This window comes from Streptomyces millisiae, assembly GCF_031845425.1.
GTDB lineage: Bacteria > Actinomycetota > Actinomycetes > Streptomycetales > Streptomycetaceae > Streptomyces > Streptomyces millisiae.
Genome location: NZ_JAVREM010000023.1, coordinates 41783 through 59651 on the forward strand (window position 1 = coordinate 41783; position 17869 = coordinate 59651).

Sequence of the window (17869 nt, forward strand, 5' to 3'; positions counted from 1 at the left end):
GCCGCCCCCGGCCCTCACCCCCAGGAGACCATCCCCCACCCACGCACCGACGCACGATAGGAACCACAGCACGAAGGAGTGTTCCCCTTGAGTCCGGGACCCGGAGCCGACTCCGCACCCGCACCCACGACGACCGACAAGATATCCACCTTCAGTTCCTTCCGGGTCCGCAACTACCGGATCCACTTCCTGGGCTCCGCCGTCTCCAACATCGGGACGTGGATGCAGCGCATCGCCCAGGACTGGCTGGTGCACGAGCTGACCGACTCGGCCGCCGCGGTCGGCATCACCATGGCGCTGCAGTTCCTGCCGTTCCTGCTCTTCGGCCTCTACGGCGGCGTGCTCGCCGACCGCTTCGACAAGCGGCGGCTGCTGATCTGCACCCAGGCCGCGCTGGGCGTCACCGGCGTCCTGCTGGCGGTGCTGACGCTCAGCGGCGTGGTCGAGGTCTGGCACGTCTACGCGCTCTCGTTCGCGGTGGGCCTGGCGACCGTGGTGGACAACCCGGCCCGCCAGACCTTCGTCTCCGACATGGTCGGCCCGGGGCTGCTGCGCAACGCGGTCTCGCTCAACTCCGCCAACTTCCAGTCCGCGCGGCTCGTCGGCCCGGCCGTGGCCGGCGTCGTGATCACCTCGGTGGGCTCCGGCTGGGCCTTCCTCTACAACGGGCTCTCGTTCATCGCGCCGATCGTCGGCCTCTGCCTGATGCGGACCTCGGAGCTCATGCCGGTGGAGCGGGTGCCGCGGAGCAAGGGACAGCTGCGCGAGGGCCTGCGGTACGTGGGCGGCCGACCCGACCTGCTGTGGATGATCGTGCTGGTCGGCTTCATCGGCACGTTCGGCTTCAACGCGGCGATCTGGCTGGTCGCGTTCACCGACCGGGTCTTCGACTCGGGGGCGGGCACCTACGGCCTGCTCAACTCGGTGATGGCGGCGGGCTCGGTGGCCGGCGCGCTGCTGGCGGCGCGGCGCGGCAGCCGGCGGATGCGGTTCACGGTGGCGGCGGGCGCGGCGTTCGGCCTGGCGCTGATGGTGGCGGCGCTGTCGCCGGTGTTCTGGCTGTTCGCGGTGTTGATGTTCCCGGTCGGCCTGGCCGCGCTGATGTTCCAGGTGACGGCGAACTCCAGCATCCAGGTGGCCAGCGACCCGGCCATGCGGGGCCGGGTGATCAGCCTCTTCATGATGGTGTTCGTGGGCGGCACGCCGATCGGCGGGCCGATGATGGGCTGGCTGACGGACGAGTTCGGCGCCCGGATCGGCATGATCGCGGGCGGCGCCATCTGCCTGGGCTCGGCGGTGGGCGTGGCCCTCGTCCTGGCCAGGATCGGCGGCCTCCGCCTCCAGATCACCCTCCGCGACGGCCGCCGCCGCGTCGCCCTCGTCCCCCGCGAGGTCCCGGCCATCCCCGGCGCGAGAGCGGCCTAACGGCCGCAGCGGGGCCGCGCTCGCGCGCGCAAGCGCGGCCGTGCGCCGCGCCGGCGGGCGACGGCTCCGCGCCGTCAGGCGGTGTATGTTCGCGCCGCGAGCGCGGAGCGCGCTCGCGCGCGGCGCCAGCCGGCACGGCCGACGTTCCGCCGCGCCGGGGGCGCGGTGGCCAGCCGTCGCGGCGCCGGTGGGCGACGGCCCGCGCCGTCAGGCGGTGCGTGGCCGCGCCGGTGGCGCGACGCACGGCCCGCGTCCCGCTGGTCGGCCCGCCGCGCGGAGCGCGGCAGCGGCTCGCGCCGTCAGGCGTGGCCTGTTCGCGCCGGAGGCGCGGCGTACGGCCGGCGGCCTCCGCGCCTCACGGCGTTCCCGCCGCGCGCAGCGCGGCATCGCTTCCCGCGCGCAGCGCGGTACGCGTCAGGTCCGGTCGTCGGAGAGGACTCGTTGGGCGAGGAGCTGGCCCGGCCAGTCGCCGACCGTGAAGGTGGTCACGGGGGTGAAGCCCTGGCTTCGGTAGTAGGCGACGAGGCGGCCGTCGTCGCCGGCGTAGCAGTCGACGCGGACGAGGTCGATCCGCTGGCGGCGGGCCTCGGCCACGGCGTGGGCCAGGAGCGCCGCGCCGACGCCGTGGCCCTTGAAGCGGCGGTCGGTGACCAGCAGGTGGACGTAGACCTCCGGCTCGTCGACCGGGTCGACGTACGCCGTCGGCCCGGGGGTGAGCGTGACGACGCCGGCCGGTTCGCCGTCCAGCTCGGCGATCCAGGGGGTGCCCGAGGCGACGATCTCGTGGACCCGGGCGACCGCCTTGGGGCGGGTGGACCACGGTTCGGTGCCCCACTGGCCGGTGCGGCCCAGGGACGCCAGCCACTCCACGGCGCCGTCCAGCATCGCCAGGATCAGGGGGACGTCATCGGGGCCCCCGGCCCGCATCCGTATCTCGCTCATGGGGGCGGATACTAGAGGGCGTGAATGCCAGGAGCAGGAGCCGGATCGTGACGGCGGCGTTGGTGGCCTTGCTGGCCGTGGTGGTGCTGGCGGCGGCCCTGGGATAGGCCGCCGCCGGTCGTCGTCAGCCGGCCGTCACCAGGCGAACGCCTCGGGGGAGGCGCCGGGGCCGGGGAAGATCTCGTCGAGGGCGGCGAGCAGCTCCTCGTCGAGGTCGAGCTCCACCGCCCGCACCGCCGAGTCCAGCTGCTCGCGCACCCGGGGGCCGACGATCGGTCCCGTGACCCCGGGGCGGGTCAGCAGCCAGGCCAGGGCCACCTCGCCCGGGGCGAGGCCGTGCTTGTCGAGCAGGTCCTCGTACGCCTGGATCCGGGCCCGCGTCGTGGCGTCCGCCAGCGCGTCGGCCGAGCGGCCGCCCGTGGAGCGGCTGCCGCCGCCCTCCCGCTCCTTGCGGAGCGCGCCGCCGAGCAGCCCGCCGTGCAGCGGCGACCACGGGATGACGCCGAGACCGTAGTGCTGGGCCGCCGGCACGACCTCCATCTCGGCGCGCCGCTCCGCCAGGTTGTACAGGCACTGCTCGCTGACCAGGCCCAACGAGCCGCGCCGCGCGGCGGCCTCGTTGGCGCTCGCGATGTGCCAGCCGGCGAAGTTGGAGGAGCCGGCGTAGAGGATCTTGCCCTGGGTGACCAGCACGTCCATGGCCTGCCAGATCTCGTCCCAGGGCGTGTTCCGGTCGATGTGGTGGAACTGGTAGAGATCGATGTGGTCGGTCCCGAGCCGGCGGAGGCTGGCGTCCACCGCGCGGCGGATGTTCAGCGCGGAGAGCCGGTCGTGGTTGGGCCACGCGGTCCGCTCGGGGGTCATGTCGCCGTAGACCTTGGTGGCGAGCACCACCTTGTCGCGGCGGTCGCCGCCCTTGGCGAACCAGGAGCCGATGATCTCCTCGGTACGGCCCTTGTTCTCGCCCCACCCGTACACGTTGGCGGTGTCGAAGAAGTTGACGCCCGCGTCGAGCGCGGCGTCCATGATGGCGTGGCTGTCCGCCTCGTCGGTGAGCGGTCCGAAGTTCATGGTCCCGAGGACCAGCCGGCTGACCTTGAGTCCCGTGCGTCCGAGCTGCGTGTACTTCATGGGGCAAGCCAACGCCCTGGAGCGCGCTCCAGGCAAGCGGGGCGCGGCCCTGACGGCGCCTCAGCCGCGGCGGGCGCGCAGCCCCACGGCGGCGATCGCGCCGAGGCCGACGAGGCCGCCGGCCAGCACCAGCCAGACGCCGACGCCGGCCGAGACGTCGAGGAGCGCGAGCAGCTCGTCAAGATCCGCGCCCGAGCCGCCGTTCTTCTCGATCTCGGACCGCAGGGCCCGCTCCGGGGAGGCCAGGTTGAGGACGCCGAGGCCGACGAGGGCGAGCGCGGGCAGGCCGGCGACGAGCGTGAGGCGCGTCCTGACGTGCGGGGCGAGCAGACCGGCGACCAGCCAGCCGAGCATCTTCAACGCGGCGACCAGCGTGTAGACGCCGTCGCCCTTCAGGCCGCCGCTGCTCTCGGTCCCGCCGTCGACCTGGACGGTGGAGAACGCCAGGAACGAGCCGGTGACGGCGAGGGCGCCGCCCGTGAGCGCCACCCAGAGGGGGGCGGCGGGTATGCCTGCCGCGCCGCCCCCCGCAGGCGGCACGGTCGGCTGCATGGCTGGTTGGTGTTGTCCGATGCCAGTCACGTGCAGCGACCGTACGGAGCGGCCCGGGCCGCCGCAACGCGATCGTCCGTTTTGTCGCCCGTTGCTGACAATCCTTCGCGCAATGTCCGCGCGATGCCCGCTCAACCCGTCGGTTCGGAACGGCGTCTTCCGTTGAAGCCCCGGGCGCCCGCGATGACGGCGCCGAGCGCCGCGAGCCCGGCGCCGGCCAGCACGAGCCAGGGGTAGGTGGTGAGCGAGCACTCCACGACGCTGGTCAGGATGGCCTCCGCGCGCTCTCCCGTGGCGCCCAACTCGTCGGCGATGTAGGCGCGGGCGAACCGGTCGGGGTCGGCGAGGGTGCGCAGCGCGAAGCCGACGGCGACCAGCGCGGGGGCCGCGGCGCCCAGCACGATCAGGGCGCGCTTCCCCAGGACGCCGGCCAGCAGGAGCAGCGCGGCGAGCGCCGAGGCGATGAGCGTGTAGACACCGTCGCCGTCCATCCCGGTGAGTTCGGTGGTGCCCCACTGCTGGTGCTCGACGACCGACCAGTCGAGTAACGAGCCGGATATCGCCAGGATGGAGCCGGCCAGGGCGGCCAGTGCCGGGAGGGTCGGGGGCCGGTCGGCGGCGGCCGGGGCCGCGGTCACCGTGCTCCGGCCGTGTGCGGTAGTCATGGTCAGCGACACTATGGGTTGCGATGCGTGGCCACAAGATCGCGGAGCGCAGTTCGCCACATCGCAACCTGCAATGTCACCGTCACCCGGTCGGATGGCAGGCTTGGGCCATGCCGACCCTGACCGTTCCGCCGGTGACCGCGCCGCGCCGCGCCGTCTCCCTCGCCGCCGGGCTGCTGCTGACCGCCCTCACCCCGGGGATCGCGGCGGCCGCCGAGGACGACGCCGGCGAGCCGCCGTCCGCGTTCACCATCGAGGACCCGCGGATCACCGAGTCCAGCGGCCTCCAGGCCAGCCGGCGCCACCCGGGCGTCTACTGGACCCACAACGACCAGGACGCGGCGGGCCCCAACGTCTACGCCGTGGACTCCGCGACCGGGCAGACGGTCGCCACCGTCACGCTGAGCGGCGTGGAGGGGCGGGACCTGGAGGCGATCTCGATCGGCCCGGACGGCGACCTCTGGGTCGGCGACATCGGGGACAACTTCGACGGCGGCTGGTCGGAGGTGTGGCTCTACCGCTTCCCCGAGCCGGCCGAGCTGGCCGACGCCACGGTGACGCCCACCGTCTACCCCGTCAGCTACGCGGACGGGCCGCGCGACGCCGAGGCGCTGATGGTGCATCCGGAGACCGGCCGGGTCTATGTCGTCAGCAAGAAGCAGGACGGCACGGGCGCGCTCTACGCGGCGCCCGGCGAGCTGTCGACCGAAGGCGTCAACACCCTGGAGCGGGTGGCCGACATCGAACTGTGGACGACGGACGGGGCGTTCTCGCCCGACGGCACGCGCCTCGTCCTGCGCGGCTACTTCGCGGCCCGCGTCTACCGGTGGGAGGACGACGCGCCGGTGCCCATCGAGCGGAGCGTGTTCCCGCCGGTGCAGCAGCAGGGCGAGTCGGTGACCTTCGCCCCGGACGGCCGCACCCTGATGTTCGGCACCGAGGGCGCGGGCAGCGAGGTCGAGCCGGTCGAGCTGTCCGGGGACCTGCTGCCGGACGCCGCGGGCGCGGAGCGGGACGCCGCCGAGGAGGGCTCGGACGACCCCGGCGGCGGGGACGCGGCGGCGGACGAGGGGGACGACGGCGCCGCGTCGGGGCTGCTGACCCGGGGCGCGGTGCTGGTCGGCCTCGGCGTGGTCGCGCTGCTCGGCCTGCGCCGGCTGCTGCGCGGCGGCGGGCGGCGCAGGGCGTGACGGCCCGTCAGGACCCTCGTTTCGCCGCGACGAACGTCGCGAAGCCGTCGAGCAGCAGGGCCAGGCCGAAGTCCAGGCCGTACTCGACGCTCCCCTCGGCGAAGGTGTCGTCCTCCAGCGCGAACACCCGCGGGTAGGCGCCGCTGGCCTGCGCCAGCTCCATCACCGGCCCCTGCGCGGCCCAGAACTCCTCCTGGCTCAGCTCGGCGTCCTCGTTGGCCTGGGCGGTCAGCACGTGCTGCCGCGCCAGGCCGCTGACGTACGCGACGAGCGTGGTGATCAGGCCGACCTTCTCCCGGCTGGTCAGCCCGAGGCCGTCGAGCGCGGACAGCGCGAACTCGAAGTTGGTCAGCGCGTTGGGGCCGAGCAGCGGGCGGGCCTGGTTGACCTGGAGCAGCCAGGGGTGTCGCAGGTAGAGCCGGTAGGTGCCCTGGCCGATGAACTGCAGCGTGTCGCGCCACTCCCGGCCGCGCCACTCCGCCAGGTCGGCCGCGGGGGCCTCGACGTGGTCGAGCATCAGGTCGAGCAGCTCGCTCTTGCCCGGCACGTAGCGGTAGAGCGACATGGTGCCGACGCCGAGCGCGGCGGCCACGTTGCGCATCGACAGGGCCGCGATGCCGTCCCGGTCGGCGAGTTCGACGGCGGCCTCGACGATGCGCTCCAGGGTGAGCCCCGGCTTGGGGCCCCTGGTCGACCGCTCACGGCCGCGCCACATCAGCTCGAGGCTGCGGCTGATGTCGCCGCGTCCGCTGTGTGCCGATGTCATGGCTGGTCATTGTAGGGCCGCCCCGATCCGGGAAAATAAATGGGTACGGCGTACGCGGTAGTGGCTACACTGGCCGCATGCCACCCGTTTCCGAAACCTCCGAGTACTCCGTGATCGCCGAGGGGCTGCGCAAGCGCTACGGCGACAAGACCGCCGTCGACGGCCTCGACCTGCGGGTGCGGCGCGGCACCGTCTGCGGCCTGCTGGGGCCGAACGGCGCGGGCAAGACCACCTCGGTCCGCATGCTGTCCACGCTGGTGCGGCCCGACGGCGGCCGCGCCGAGGTCGGCGGCCACGACGTGGTGCGCCGCCCCGACCTGGTGCGCCGCCGCATCGGACTCACCGGCCAGCACCCGGCCGTCGACGAGATCCTGACCGCCCGGCAGAACCTCCGCATGTTCGGCCGGCTCTTCCACCTGAGCCACCGGGAGGCCAGAGCGCGGGCCGAGGAGTTGCTGGCCCAGTTCAGCCTGGGCGAGGCCGCCGACAAGCAGGTGCGCGGGTTCAGCGGCGGCATGCGGCGCCGGCTCGACCTGGCGGCCAGCATGATCCTCGCGCCCGAGGTGCTGTTCCTCGACGAACCGACCACCGGGCTCGACCCGCGCGGCCGGCGCGAGGTCTGGGACGCCGTGCGCCGGCTGACCGCCACCGGCACCACCGTGCTGCTGACCACCCACTACCTGGACGAGGCCGACAAGCTCTCGGACTGGATCTGCGTCGTCGACCGGGGCCGCAAGGTCACCGAGGACACCCCGGCCGGGCTCAAGCGCGCGGTCGGCGGGGACCGGATCGAGGTGGTGCTCGCCGACCCGGCCGACCTGCCCGTCACCACCACGGCCGTGGCCCGGGTGGCCGGCGGCCGGCCACCGGAGACGGACGAGGCCGAACTGCGGGTGCACGCGCCGGTGACCGACGGCGTGGCCGCCCTGACCGAGGTCGCCCGCACCCTCCAGGAGGCGGGCGCCGCCGTGCTCGACATCGGGCTGCGCCGCCCCACCCTCGACGAGGTCTTCCTGCGGCTGACCGGCGACCGGCCGGACGAGGAGACCGACCAGGAGAAGCAGAAGGAGAACGCGGCATGAGCACCGCCATCGAAGGGAACGAGCGCCGCCTCTACTGGGCGTTCGCCGACTGCGGGACGATCGTCCGGCGCGAGCTGGGCCACCTGGTGAAGCAGCCCTCGCTGATCGCCTGGCAGCTGGGCTTCCCGATCGTCTCCGTGCTGCTGTACGTCTACGTCTTCGGCAGCGCCATGGACGTCGGCGGGGGACAGGACTACACGACGTTCGTCATGCCCGGCATGTTCGCCATGACCATGGCCTTCGGCTTCATGAACACGGCGGTGGCGGTGACGGTCGAGAAGGACCGCGGCGTGATCGACCGCTTCCGGTCGATGCCGATGGCCCGCTCCGCCGTCGTCGCGGGGCGCGGGGTGGCCGACGTGCTGCACGCCGGCATCGACCTGGCCGTGATGGCGCTGATCGCGCTCGCCATCGGCTGGCGCTCGGACGGCACGCTCGTCGAGACGGTCTACGCGTTCCTGCTGCTGCTCCTGCTGCGGTTCGCGCTGATCTGGATCGGCGTCTACCTCGGGCTGCTGGTGCCCAACCAGGAGGCGGCCGGCAACCTGTTCGCCGTCGCCTTCCCGTTCGGCATGATCTCCAGCGTCTTCACGCCGCCCTCGCTGATGCCGGACTGGCTGGGCGCGATCGCCATGTGGAACCCGGTCTCCTCCACGGCCACCGCCGTCCGCGAGCTCTTCGGGCTGCCGTCCACCACCGGCGACAGCTGGGTGGAACAGCACGCGCTGCTGATGTCCCTGGTCTGGCCGCTGGCCATCACGGCCGTCTTCCTGCCGCTCGCCGTCCGCCGCTACCAGGCGCTGGGGAGGTGAGACGCGTGCGGGCCGGCGGCGCGTGCCGCCGGCCCGTCTCGCAGGCTAGAGGCGCTCGATGACGTGGTCGACGCAGCGGGTCAGGGCCTCCACGTCGGCGGGGTCGATCGCCGGGAACATCGCGATGCGCAGCTGGTTGCGGCCCAGCTTGCGGTACGGCTCGGTGTCCACGATGCCGTTGGCGCGCAGGACCTTGGCGACCGCCGCCGCGTCCACGCCGTCCGCGAAGTCGATGGTGCCCACGACCTGCGAGCGCTGGGCCGGGTCGGTCACGAACGGGGAGGCGTACTCGGCCTTCTCCGCCCAGCCGTAGAGCCGGGACGCGGAGTCGGCGGTGCGCTCGGTGGCCCAGGACAGGCCGCCCTGGCCGTTGATCCACTCCAGCTGCTCGTTCAGCAGGAACAGCGTGGCCAGCGCCGGGGTGTTGTAGGTCTGGTTCTTCCGCGAGTTGTCGATGGCGGTGGTCAGCGAGAAGAACTCGGGGATGTGCCGGCCGGAGGCCGCGATCCGCTCCGCCCTGGCGATCGCCGCCGGCGAGAACACCGCCACCCACAGGCCGCCGTCCGCCGCGAACGACTTCTGCGGGGCGAAGTAGTAGACGTCGGTCTCGGTGATGTCGACCGGCAGGCCGCCGGCGCCCGAGGTGGCGTCCACCAGCACCAGCGAGCCCTCGTCGGCGCCCGGCACCCGGCGGATCGGGGCGGACACGCCCGTGGAGGTCTCGTTGTGGGTCAGGCCGTAGGCGTCGGCGCCGCGCTCGGCCCGCGGCTGCGGGTGGGTGCCGGGCGTGGCCGTGATGACCGTCGGCTCGTCCAGCCAGGGCGCCTTGCTGGCGGCCTTGGCGAACTTCGAGGAGAACTCCCCGAACGAGAGGTGCTGCGACTTGGCCTCGATCAGGCCGTGCGTCGCGACGTCCCAGAAGGCGGTGGAGCCGCCGTTGCCCAGCACGACCTCGTACTCCTCGGGCAGCGAGAACAGCTCGCGCACCCCGGCGCGCACCCTGCCGACCAGGTCCTTGACGGGGGCCTGACGGTGGGAGGTGCCGAGCAGGGAGCTCCCGGTCGCGGCCAGGGCGCTCAGCGCCTCGGTGCGCACCTTGGAGGGGCCGGAACCGAACCGGCCGTCGGCGGGCTTGATGTCAGCGGGAATCTGGATATCGGCCACGGCCGGAGCGTAGCCCCTCCGGCGCCGGTCCCGCACATCTGGTGTACCTCGGCAGCCTGACGCCCGCCCCGGGCCCCGGGATCAGCGCCGTCCGGCCACCGGGGCGAAGCGGGTCGGCAGCGCGTCGAGGCCCCGCAGCCAGGACGACGGCCGGTAGGTCAACTCCTCGGCGGCGACGGAAAGTTCGATGTCCGGGAGGCGGTCGAGCAGCACCTCGGCGCCGGTCCGGGTGACGGTCTCGGCGATCTCCTGGGCGGGGAACGGGCAGCGGCGCTCGCCGTGCCCGAAGGAGAGGTAGGCGCTGTTCGCGGGGCCGCCGGCGACCGGCTCGGGCACCGGGCCCGGCTCGCTGACCAGCCCGGAGAGGCCGTAGAGCGCGGCCGCCGTGGCCACCGGGGCGCTGGTGCCGTGCACCAGCGGGTCGCCGTTGGCGCCCTGGAGGCCGAGCAGCAGCAGGTCGCCGGCGCGCAGCTGGCGCGGGCCGAGCTGGACGTCGCGGGTGGCCCAGCGGCCCACCACCGTCTGCGTCGGGGTGTCCCGCCACAGCACCTCGTTCATCGCCCGCTCCACGCCGAGCCGGCCGCCGGCGTCCGAGGCGGCGTAGCGGGCGTCGGTCAGCATCAGCCGCAGTGTGTTGCCGAGCCAGTCGGCGGTCGGCAGGTGGCCGGCGGCGAACAGCACCGCCAGATCTTCGGCCAGCTCCGTCTCGCCCGCCCCAGGGGAGGCGGCCAGCACCCTGGACGGCACGTCGGCGCCGGGCGCCGCGCGCCGGGCGGCGAGCAGCCGCCGCATCGTCTCCACGAGCAGGCCGCGCGCCCGGTTGGCGGCCGCGCCGCTCGCCATGCCCCGCCGGAGCGCGTCGCCGAGCTCGGGCGCCTCGTCCGCCGGCAGCCCGAAGAGCTCGGCCAGCACGAGGAACGGCAGCCGGGCCGTGTAGGCGGCGACCAGGTCGGCCCGGCCGTCGAGGCCGAAGTCGTCGACCAGCGCGTCGGCGATCCGCTCGGTGTGCCGGCGCAGCTCGCCCGGCTCCACGGCCTCCAGCGCGTCGCTGAGCACGGTGGCGCGCCGGGCGTGCGCCGTGCCGACCGTGTGCAGCAGGGACGCGCCGCGCGGCGCGATGAGCGGCAGCAGCGGCCAGTCGGCCGGCACGCTGGCCCACTGGTTCCAGCGGGCCGGGTCCCTGGTGTAGGTGTCGGCGTCGCCGCTGACCCGGTGCACCTCGCGGTAGCCGATGACCAGCCAGGCCGGGATGTCCGAGGGCAGCAGCACCGGGACCACCGAGCCGTGCCGGTGCCGCAGCTCGCGGTAGAGGGGCACCGGATCGGTGTGGAAGCGGTCCGTGTCCAGCGGCACCGCGTCCGGGGCCAGGGGGCGGGCCGGCACGGTCACCTGGCGGCCCCCCGGGCGCCGACGGCGCCGCCCGCCCGGGCCGTGGAGAGCCGGTGCAGGTGGCTGACCAGCTCGATCAGCACGCTCTTGCTCGACGCGCGGGACCTGGCGTCGCAGTCGATCAGCGGCACGTCCGGCGGCAGGTCGAGGGCGTCGCGGATCTGCTCGTGGGTGTGGGACGGGCCGCCGAAGTCGTTGTGCGCCACGATGAACGGGGTGCCGTGGTGCTCCAGGCGGTCGATCGCGTACCAGGAGTCCTGGAGCCGCCGGGTGTCGACCAGCACCACCGCGCCGAGCGTGCCGGAGAACAGCCGGTCCCACAGGAACCAGAACCGCTCCTGCCCGGGCGCGCCGAACAGGTAGAGCACCGTCTGCTCGTTGAGGCTGATGCGCCCGAAGTCGAAGGCGACGGTGGTGGAGGTCTTGCCGCTGACGCCGGTCAGGTCGTCGACCTCCTGCCCGGCCCTGGTCATGATCTCCTCCGTGTTCAGCGGCCGGATGTCGCTGACGGAGCGGACCATGGTGGTCTTGCCGACGCCGAAGCCGCCGACGATCACGATCTTCAGCCCGTTGCTCGCCTGGCTGCCCAGGTGGGTGCGCACGGCGGGGCGGTCAGAGGTTGCGGAGTCCAACGAGCACCTGCTCAAGGAGATGGGAGTCGGGAAGTCCGTCGGCCCGGGCGGCGACGGTACGGGGGTGGCGTGCGCTGATCAGGCCCTGTTCGAGCAGGTCGCTCAACATGATGCGGACGATGGTGACCGGCAGCCTGAGCTCGGCCGCCACCTCCACCACGGCGGTGGGGTAGCGGCACATCCGCAGGATCCGCCGGTGCTCCGACTGCATGCCGGGCACCGGCTCGGACTCACTCACCACGAGCGTGACCAGGTCGAACTCGTCCGAAGCCCGGCTGCGGCCCCTGGTGAGGGTGTACAGCCGGTCGGGATCCTCGTCCCGGCCCCGCCGGCTCATGCCGATTCGCCGCCCTCGGCGGCGTGCCGCGGCGGAGCGCTCAGGTGCTCGCCGAGCTGCTCGACGAGCTCGCTCATGTTGTGGCCGATGAGGCCGACGTCGGCGTCCTCGTCGGCGACGATCGCCAGGTGGGCGCCGTCGCCGGCCTCCACGATGAACAGGATCCCGCCGTAGAACTCGGTCATGGACTGCCGGACGCCGCCCGTGCCGTCGCCGAACTCGATGGAGGCGCCGTGCGAGAGGCTCTGGATGCCGGCCGAGATGGCGGCCAGCTGGTCCGCCTGGTCCTCGGACAGCTCGGGGGTGCGACAGAGCTTGAGGCCGTCCCTGGAGAGGACGAGCGCGTGCCGGGCGCCCGGCGTGCGGCTCAGGAGGTTCTCCAGCAGCCAGTCCAGCTTGTCGTCCGCGGCGCCGGTGCCCGTCGCGTTCTGGTGGGCCCCCGTGGATGGAGCGGTCATGGGGTGTCGTCCTCCGGTTGGGCGGTGTTGGCGGTGGGAGCGGAAGGCGTGGGGGAGTCGGCTGGGGGAGTGGTCGCCGCCTGGTCGGCGCCGGGGGCCCGGGTCTGTCCCTGACCCTGTTTCTGGACGGCCTGGCGGAAGGTCCGGAAGCGGGTGCCCGACTCGGCGGGCGGCGGCGTCTGCTGGCCGGCGTCGCGCGGTCGGTCGAGGCCCTGCGGGTGTGCCTTGGCCAGGGTCCGGCCGCGGCGGCGCTTGGGCAGCCCCGCCTCGTTGAGCTGGGGCAGTCCGCCGGTCTCGGTGGGGTCGCCGCCGTCCCCGGCGGGCGCGTGCTCGGCGGTGGGGCGCGGCTCGGCGCGGCCGGCGGCGGTCGCCAGCGCCACGGCCCCGCCCGGGGCCGCCGGCGCCTTGGCGTCCTGCGGGGTGCCGTCGCCCGAGGGCCGCAGCCGGACGGTGCGGGCCGGCCGGGTGGTGCCGCTGTCGGCGTCGTCGATGCGCTCCGTCCTGGGCCGGGTGATGAGGTCCTGCGGGATCATCAGCAGCGCCCCCGTGCCGCCGCGCGCGGACGGCCGGAAGGAGACCGAGAGGCCGTGCTTGCGGGCCAGCACGCCCACCACGGCCAGGCCGAGGCGGGTGCCGGAGAGGGTCGTCAGGTCGAGCGCCTCGCTGGAGACGGCCCGCTCGGCGCGGCGCAGCGCCACCTCGCTCATCACCAGGCCGCTGTCCTCCACGGTGATGACGACGCCGGCCGGCACCTCCTCCGCGTAGACGTGCACCTCGGAGTTGGGCGGCGAGAAGTTGGCCGCGTTGTCCATCAGTTCGGCGAGCGCGTGCATCACGCCCTCGGCCGCGTGGCCCGCGACGGCGACGCCGACCGCCGAGTGCAGCCTGACCCGCTGGTAGCCGCCGATCCGGCCCATCGCGCCGCGCAGGATGCTCTCCATCACGATCGGCTTGCCCCACCGGCGGCCCGACCTGGCGCCGGTGAGCACCGCGATGCTGTCGGCGAGCCGGCCGGCCTGGGCGGTGCGGTGGTCGAGGTGCAGCAGGTCCTCCAGCACGTCCTCGTCGGTGTGCCGGTGCTCCATCTCGCGCAGGCTGGCCAGCATGCTGGTGGCCAACGCCTGCATGCGGCCCGCCGCGTTGGCGCAGGCGGCCATGGCGGCGGCCTTGGTGGCCTCGCCGCGGGCGATCTCCTCGGCCATGGTGCGCAGCACGCGCTGCGTGTGCGCGTCGGCCGGCCGCTCGACGGCGGCGATCGCGGTCTCGGCCGAGGCCCCGCCGCGCAGCCGCTCCACCAGGCGTGGCACCGAGGTGTCGACGAAGCGGGCCACGGCGCGCTCGTGGGCCTCCACCCGCTCCCGCAGCGACCGGTACCTGCCGGCCTGCACGGCCGCGGTGACCACGGCCGCGCACAGCGCCAGCGCCGCGACGCCGCCGCCGGCGGCCACCGGGGTGCGGAACGAGTCGGGGGCCGCGGCGAGGGCGGCGGCCCAGGCAGCGCCGGCGACGGCGGCCGAACCGAGCAGGGCGATCACTATCGGCCGCAGCGGGGGGCGCACCGCCCGGTGGTGCGGAGGTATGTGCGCTGTCATGAGCCGGTGACCTCGCTGACGGGGGGCCTGTTCAATTCGCCCACACTATAGGTGACTTCTCACCCCCGGATGAGAAGCTCGGTATGGAACTGATATGGAGACCGTCTCGACGCCGCGTGCCGTTTCTGTGTGTTCGGCGCGTGTTTCCCTCCGCTGACGATCGATTCTCGCCGGCTCAGCGGGCAGGCTGTGCTCATGCGTGATCAATCGGGACAAGTACGGGGACGGGAAGGATCGGCGTCGGCGTCGGCGACGGCGACGGAGCTGGCGGCGGCGCTGCGCGCCACCGTGCGCGGCGAGGTCGAGTTCGACGCGGCCGGCCGGGCGCTGGTCACCATGGACGCCTCCAACTACCGGCGGGTGCCGGTCGGCGTCGTCGCCCCGCGGGACGCCGACGACGTGGCCGCGGCGCTCGCCGTCTGCCGCGCGCACGGCACCCCCGTGGTGCCCAGGGGCGGCGGCACCAGCATCGCGGGGCAGGCCACCGGCACCGGCGTCGTCCTCGACTTCACCCGCCACATGGACCAGGTGCTGGCCATCGACCCGGAGGCCCGCACCGCCGTCGTCCAACCCGGCGTCGTCTGCGACACGTTGCGCGACGCCGCCGCCCCGCACGGCCTGACCTTCGGCCCCGACCCGTCGACGCACAGCCGCTGCACCATCGGCGGCATGATCGGCAACAACGCCTGCGGCTCGCACTCCGTCGCCTGGGGCACCACCGCCGACAACACCCTCGCCCTCGACGTCCTCACCTACCGCGGCGACGCCGCCCGCCTGGACCGCGGCGGCCAGGGGGTGCCGCTGCCGTTGCGCTCGGCCGTCGAGTCGCTGGTCGCCGACCGGCTCGCGCTGCTGCGCACCGGCTACCCCGAGCTGCCCCGCCGCATCTCCGGCTACGCGCTCGACGAACTGCTGCCGGAGAAGGGCCGCGACTGGGCCCGCGCCTTCACCGGCAGCGAGGGCACGCTCGGCGTGCTCACCGCCGCCACCGTGCGCCTGGTGCCGTCCCCCGCGGCGCGGGCGCTGGCGGTGCTCGGCTACCCGGACGAGTCGGCCGCCGCCGAGGCGGCCTCCGGACTGCTGGGCCTCGGGCCGCTGACCGTCGAGGGCATGGCCGCCGACCTGGTCGACGAGCACGCGCTCAGCGTGCTGCCGGCCGGCGGCGCCTGGCTGTTCGTCGAGACCGGCGGCGCCGACCGGGCCGAGGCGACCGCCGCGGCCGAGGCCGTCTGCCGCGCCGCAGGATCCTCGCTCACCGGCCGCACCGTGGTGGCGGACCCGGCCGGGCAACGGGTGCTGTGGCGGGTCCGGGAGGACGCCTCGGGCACCGCCACCAGGCTGCCGGACGGCGGTGAGGCCTGGCCAGGATGGGAGGACTGCGCCGTGCCGCCGGCCAGGCTCGGCCCCTACCTCCGCGAGTTCCGCGGCCTGCTGCGCGACCACGGGCTGCGCGGCGCGCCCTACGGCCACTTCGGCGACGGCTGCATCCACATCCGCATCGACTTCGACCTGCTGACCACCGAGGGCGTCGCGCGGTTCCGGGAGTTCAGCGTCGAGCTGGCCGACCTGGTGACCGAGCACGGCGGCTCGCTCTCCGGCGAACACGGCGACGGGCTGGCCCGCGCCGAACTCCTGCCCCGCATGTACGGGCCCGAACTGGTCGACACCTTCGGCGAGTTCAAGGACCTGTGGGACCCGGACGGCGCGCTCAACCCGGGCGTGCTGGCCCGCCCCGAGCCGCTCGACGCCAACCTCCGCTTCACCGGACTCCCGGTGCGGCCAGGCCCGTTGGCCTTCTCCTACCCCGACGACGGCGGCGACTTCTCGGCGGCCGTCCGGCGCTGCGTCGGCGTCGCCCGCTGCCGCGTCACGGCGCCGGGCGCCGACGTGATGTGCCCGTCGTTCCGCGCCACCCGCGACGAGACGCACTCCACCAGGGGCCGGGCCAGGCTGCTGCACGAGATGCTGCTCGGCGAGGTCGTCACGGACGGCTGGCGCTCGACCGAGGTGCGGGACGCGCTCGACCTGTGCCTCTCCTGCAAGGGCTGCCGCAGCGACTGCCCGGTCGGCGTCGACATGGCCACCTACAAGGCGGAGTTCCTGCACCACCACTACGCCGGCCGGCTCCGCCCCGCCTCGCACTACGCGCTCGGCCGGCTCCCGAGGTGGCTCGACCTCGTCTCCTCGCTCCGCCTCGCACCGCTCGCCAACGCCGCCGTCCGGATCGGCCCGCTCGCCACCCTCGCCAAACGTCTCGCCGGCATCGCCCAGGAACGCGCCATCCCGCCGCTGCCGACCACGTCGTTCACCCGCGGCTGGCGGCCGGAGCCGGCCGCCACGGGGCGGCCCGTCCTCCTCTTCCCCGACACCTTCACCAACCACCTCGCCCCCTCGGCGGGACACGCCGCCGCGACCGTCCTCTCGGCGGCCGGCCTGCGCCCCACCGTGCCGCGGCGGGCGGTCTGCTGCGGACTCACCTACGTCAGCACGGGCCAACTCGACCAGGCCCGCGCGGTGATGCGCCGCACCCTGTCCCGGCTCGCGCCGGCCCTCGCCGGTGAACTCCCCGTCACGGTCCTGGAACCGCCGTGCGCGGCGGCGCTCCGCACCGACCTCCCCGAACTCCTCCCCGACGACCCGCGCGCCGCCCGACTCGCCTCCCTGGTCCGCACGTTCGCCGAGACGCTGGAGCGGTACGCACCCGACTGGGAGCCGCCGCGCCTCGACCGCCCGGTCGTCGGCCAGACCCACTGCCACCAACACGCGGTCCTCGGCGACGCCCCCGACCGCCGGCTCCGCGAACGCGCCGGCCTGCGCGGCGACCTGTCCGCCGGCTGCTGCGGCCTCGCCGGCAACTTCGGCTTCGAGAAGGGCCACTACGACGTCTCCGTGGCCTGCGCCGAGGACCACCTGCTCCCCGCACTCCGCTCCGCCCCGGCCGACGCGACGGTCCTCGCCGACGGCTACTCCTGCCGCACCCAACTCACCCACCTCGCCCCCGACCACCACCCGCTCCACCTGGCCGAGGCGCTGGCCGCGGCCCTGCGAGACCGCACCCGCTGACGCCCGCCGCCGGCCACGGCCGCGCGGCGGCTCCGCCGCCAAGCCGGCCTGCCGGCCGCGCCTGCCCGGCGGTCGCGCGGATCCGGCCGGGGGGCCGGCGCCCCCGGCTTCGCCGCGCGGGGCGGCCGGCCCGCCGGGCGTGCCGGGCCACGGGCGTCGGCGTGGATGCGCCGCCGCCAAACCGGCCTGCCGGCCGAGGCTTCGGCGGAGCCGCCAGGCTGCGCCGGTCCGGCCGGGGTGTCCCGGCCGACGCGGTCCCTCGGCCAAGCGCCCGGCCCGCCCGCCATGGCCGGCGGCCCTGCGCGCGGCGTCGAGCGCTTGGGCCGTGGTCCCGCCGGCGCTCGTCTTCGACTCGGCGCGCAGCGCCACCAGTTGAGCCGGTCGGGCCAACGCACCGCCGACCGCGGCGTCGGTGCGGCGGCGCCCCCGATCTGACGCGGCGCCGAACAGCGGCCGGTGTCCCAGGCCGCTACCCGGCGCGCAGCGCCGGTGCGTTGGCCAGGTCCCACCGCCGTACCGCGGCGAAGGCGGCTGCCGCTTCACGCCGCGCCGCCGACCGGCGGCCGCTACCCGGCAGGCCGCGCCACTGCCCGCTACCCGGCGCGGAGCGCCGGTGCGTTGGCCGGCCCCGCCGGCCGCCGCTTCGGCCGGCGGCGGCGCGTCCCGGCG

The 17869-nt window shown here is 74.7% G+C and carries 16 protein-coding genes; 5 read left to right on the forward strand and 11 right to left on the reverse strand.

The genetic code is table 11. The annotated features are described in order from the left end of the window. Window positions 1-87 precede the first annotated feature (87 nt). Complete coding sequence (locus RNC47_RS18480; protein WP_311600141.1) at window positions 88-1425, forward strand: MFS transporter; 1338 nt, start codon at window positions 88-90, stop codon at window positions 1423-1425. Window positions 1426-1839: 414 nt separating this feature from the next. On the opposite strand, the gene RNC47_RS18485 is transcribed toward RNC47_RS18480, so the two are convergent. From RNC47_RS18485 to RNC47_RS18500, 4 genes are all read right to left on the reverse strand, one after another. Continuing rightward, window positions 1840-2367 (reverse strand): GNAT family N-acetyltransferase, encoded by a 528-nt coding sequence (locus RNC47_RS18485; protein ID WP_311600142.1) that lies wholly within the window; start codon window positions 2365-2367, stop codon window positions 1840-1842. Between the two features lie 135 nt (window positions 2368-2502). Further along, window positions 2503-3498 (reverse strand): aldo/keto reductase, encoded by a 996-nt coding sequence (locus RNC47_RS18490; protein ID WP_311600143.1) that lies wholly within the window; start codon window positions 3496-3498, stop codon window positions 2503-2505. Between the two features lie 60 nt (window positions 3499-3558). Further along, window positions 3559-4080 carry a hypothetical protein gene (locus tag RNC47_RS18495; RefSeq protein WP_311600144.1) on the reverse strand — a complete coding sequence of 174 codons (522 nt, stop codon included), beginning with the start codon at window positions 4078-4080 and terminating at the stop codon, window positions 3559-3561. Window positions 4081-4181: 101 nt separating this feature from the next. Continuing rightward, entirely contained in the window at window positions 4182-4715 is a 534-nt protein-coding gene (locus RNC47_RS18500; protein WP_311600146.1) for a hypothetical protein, read from the reverse strand. A 110-nt stretch (window positions 4716-4825) separates the two neighbouring features. On the opposite strand from RNC47_RS18500, the gene RNC47_RS18505 reads away from it, so the two are divergent. Continuing rightward, window positions 4826-5905 carry a hypothetical protein gene (locus tag RNC47_RS18505; RefSeq protein ID WP_311600147.1) on the forward strand — a complete coding sequence of 360 codons (1080 nt, stop codon included), beginning with the start codon at window positions 4826-4828 and terminating at the stop codon, window positions 5903-5905. A 7-nt stretch (window positions 5906-5912) separates the two neighbouring features. On the opposite strand, the gene RNC47_RS18510 is transcribed toward RNC47_RS18505, so the two are convergent. Beyond that, window positions 5913-6671, reverse strand: a complete 759-nt coding sequence (locus tag RNC47_RS18510; RefSeq protein WP_311600149.1) for a TetR/AcrR family transcriptional regulator — start codon at window positions 6669-6671, stop codon at window positions 5913-5915. A 77-nt stretch (window positions 6672-6748) separates the two neighbouring features. Between RNC47_RS18510 and RNC47_RS18515 the strand changes: the two genes are divergently transcribed. Continuing rightward, window positions 6749-7753 carry an ATP-binding cassette domain-containing protein gene (locus tag RNC47_RS18515; protein ID WP_311600151.1) on the forward strand — a complete coding sequence of 335 codons (1005 nt, stop codon included), beginning with the start codon at window positions 6749-6751 and terminating at the stop codon, window positions 7751-7753. Then, entirely contained in the window at window positions 7750-8565 is an 816-nt protein-coding gene (locus RNC47_RS18520; protein WP_311600153.1) for an ABC transporter permease, read from the forward strand. Before RNC47_RS18515 ends, RNC47_RS18520 begins: the two co-directional genes overlap by 4 nt. 45 nt (window positions 8566-8610) lie before the next feature. Here RNC47_RS18520 and serC read toward each other — a convergent pair whose 3' ends face one another. The 6 genes from serC to RNC47_RS18550 all read right to left on the reverse strand — a co-directional run bounded on the left by serC (window position 8611) and on the right by RNC47_RS18550 (window position 14137). Further along, window positions 8611-9729, reverse strand: a complete 1119-nt coding sequence (serC, locus tag RNC47_RS18525; RefSeq protein ID WP_311600155.1) for a phosphoserine transaminase — start codon at window positions 9727-9729, stop codon at window positions 8611-8613. A gap of 81 nt (window positions 9730-9810) precedes the next feature. Further along, window positions 9811-11118 carry a cytochrome P450 family protein gene (locus tag RNC47_RS18530; RefSeq protein WP_311600156.1) on the reverse strand — a complete coding sequence of 436 codons (1308 nt, stop codon included), beginning with the start codon at window positions 11116-11118 and terminating at the stop codon, window positions 9811-9813. Further along, window positions 11115-11750 (reverse strand): GTP-binding protein, encoded by a 636-nt coding sequence (locus tag RNC47_RS18535; RefSeq protein WP_311600157.1) that lies wholly within the window; start codon window positions 11748-11750, stop codon window positions 11115-11117. Before RNC47_RS18535 ends, RNC47_RS18530 begins: the two co-directional genes overlap by 4 nt. Continuing rightward, window positions 11731-12087 (reverse strand): DUF742 domain-containing protein, encoded by a 357-nt coding sequence (locus RNC47_RS18540; protein WP_311600159.1) that lies wholly within the window; start codon window positions 12085-12087, stop codon window positions 11731-11733. The genes RNC47_RS18535 and RNC47_RS18540 overlap by 20 nt, the downstream gene beginning before the upstream one ends. Next, window positions 12084-12545: a roadblock/LC7 domain-containing protein gene (locus RNC47_RS18545; protein ID WP_311600161.1), complete on the reverse strand. Its 462-nt coding sequence runs from the start codon at window positions 12543-12545 to the stop codon at window positions 12084-12086. The genes RNC47_RS18540 and RNC47_RS18545 overlap by 4 nt, the downstream gene beginning before the upstream one ends. Beyond that, complete coding sequence (locus RNC47_RS18550; RefSeq protein ID WP_311600163.1) at window positions 12542-14137, reverse strand: sensor histidine kinase; 1596 nt, start codon at window positions 14135-14137, stop codon at window positions 12542-12544. The genes RNC47_RS18545 and RNC47_RS18550 overlap by 4 nt, the downstream gene beginning before the upstream one ends. 195 nt (window positions 14138-14332) lie before the next feature. On the opposite strand from RNC47_RS18550, the gene RNC47_RS18555 reads away from it, so the two are divergent. Then, entirely contained in the window at window positions 14333-17200 is a 2868-nt protein-coding gene (locus tag RNC47_RS18555) for an FAD-binding and (Fe-S)-binding domain-containing protein (protein WP_311600165.1), read from the forward strand. The last annotated feature ends 669 nt before the right edge of the window (window positions 17201-17869 follow it).

Excerpts from the sequence above, each read along its gene's own strand:
- RNC47_RS18485 (WP_311600142.1), bottom strand. The coding sequence starts at position 2,367 with ATGAGCGAGATACGGATGCGGGCCGGGGGCCCCGATGACGTCCCCCTG.
- RNC47_RS18490 (WP_311600143.1), bottom strand. The coding sequence starts at position 3,498 with ATGAAGTACACGCAGCTCGGACGCACGGGACTCAAGGTCAGCCGGCTG.
- RNC47_RS18500 (WP_311600146.1), bottom strand. The coding sequence starts at position 4,715 with ATGACTACCGCACACGGCCGGAGCACGGTGACCGCGGCCCCGGCCGCC.
- RNC47_RS18505 (WP_311600147.1), top strand. The coding sequence starts at position 4,826 with ATGCCGACCCTGACCGTTCCGCCGGTGACCGCGCCGCGCCGCGCCGTC.
- RNC47_RS18510 (WP_311600149.1), bottom strand. The coding sequence starts at position 6,671 with ATGACATCGGCACACAGCGGACGCGGCGACATCAGCCGCAGCCTCGAG.
- RNC47_RS18515 (WP_311600151.1), top strand. The coding sequence starts at position 6,749 with ATGCCACCCGTTTCCGAAACCTCCGAGTACTCCGTGATCGCCGAGGGG.
- RNC47_RS18520 (WP_311600153.1), top strand. The coding sequence starts at position 7,750 with ATGAGCACCGCCATCGAAGGGAACGAGCGCCGCCTCTACTGGGCGTTC.
- RNC47_RS18540 (WP_311600159.1), bottom strand. The coding sequence starts at position 12,087 with ATGAGCCGGCGGGGCCGGGACGAGGATCCCGACCGGCTGTACACCCTC.
- RNC47_RS18545 (WP_311600161.1), bottom strand. The coding sequence starts at position 12,545 with ATGACCGCTCCATCCACGGGGGCCCACCAGAACGCGACGGGCACCGGC.
- RNC47_RS18550 (WP_311600163.1), bottom strand. The coding sequence starts at position 14,137 with ATGACAGCGCACATACCTCCGCACCACCGGGCGGTGCGCCCCCCGCTG.
- RNC47_RS18555 (WP_311600165.1), top strand. The coding sequence starts at position 14,333 with ATGCGTGATCAATCGGGACAAGTACGGGGACGGGAAGGATCGGCGTCG.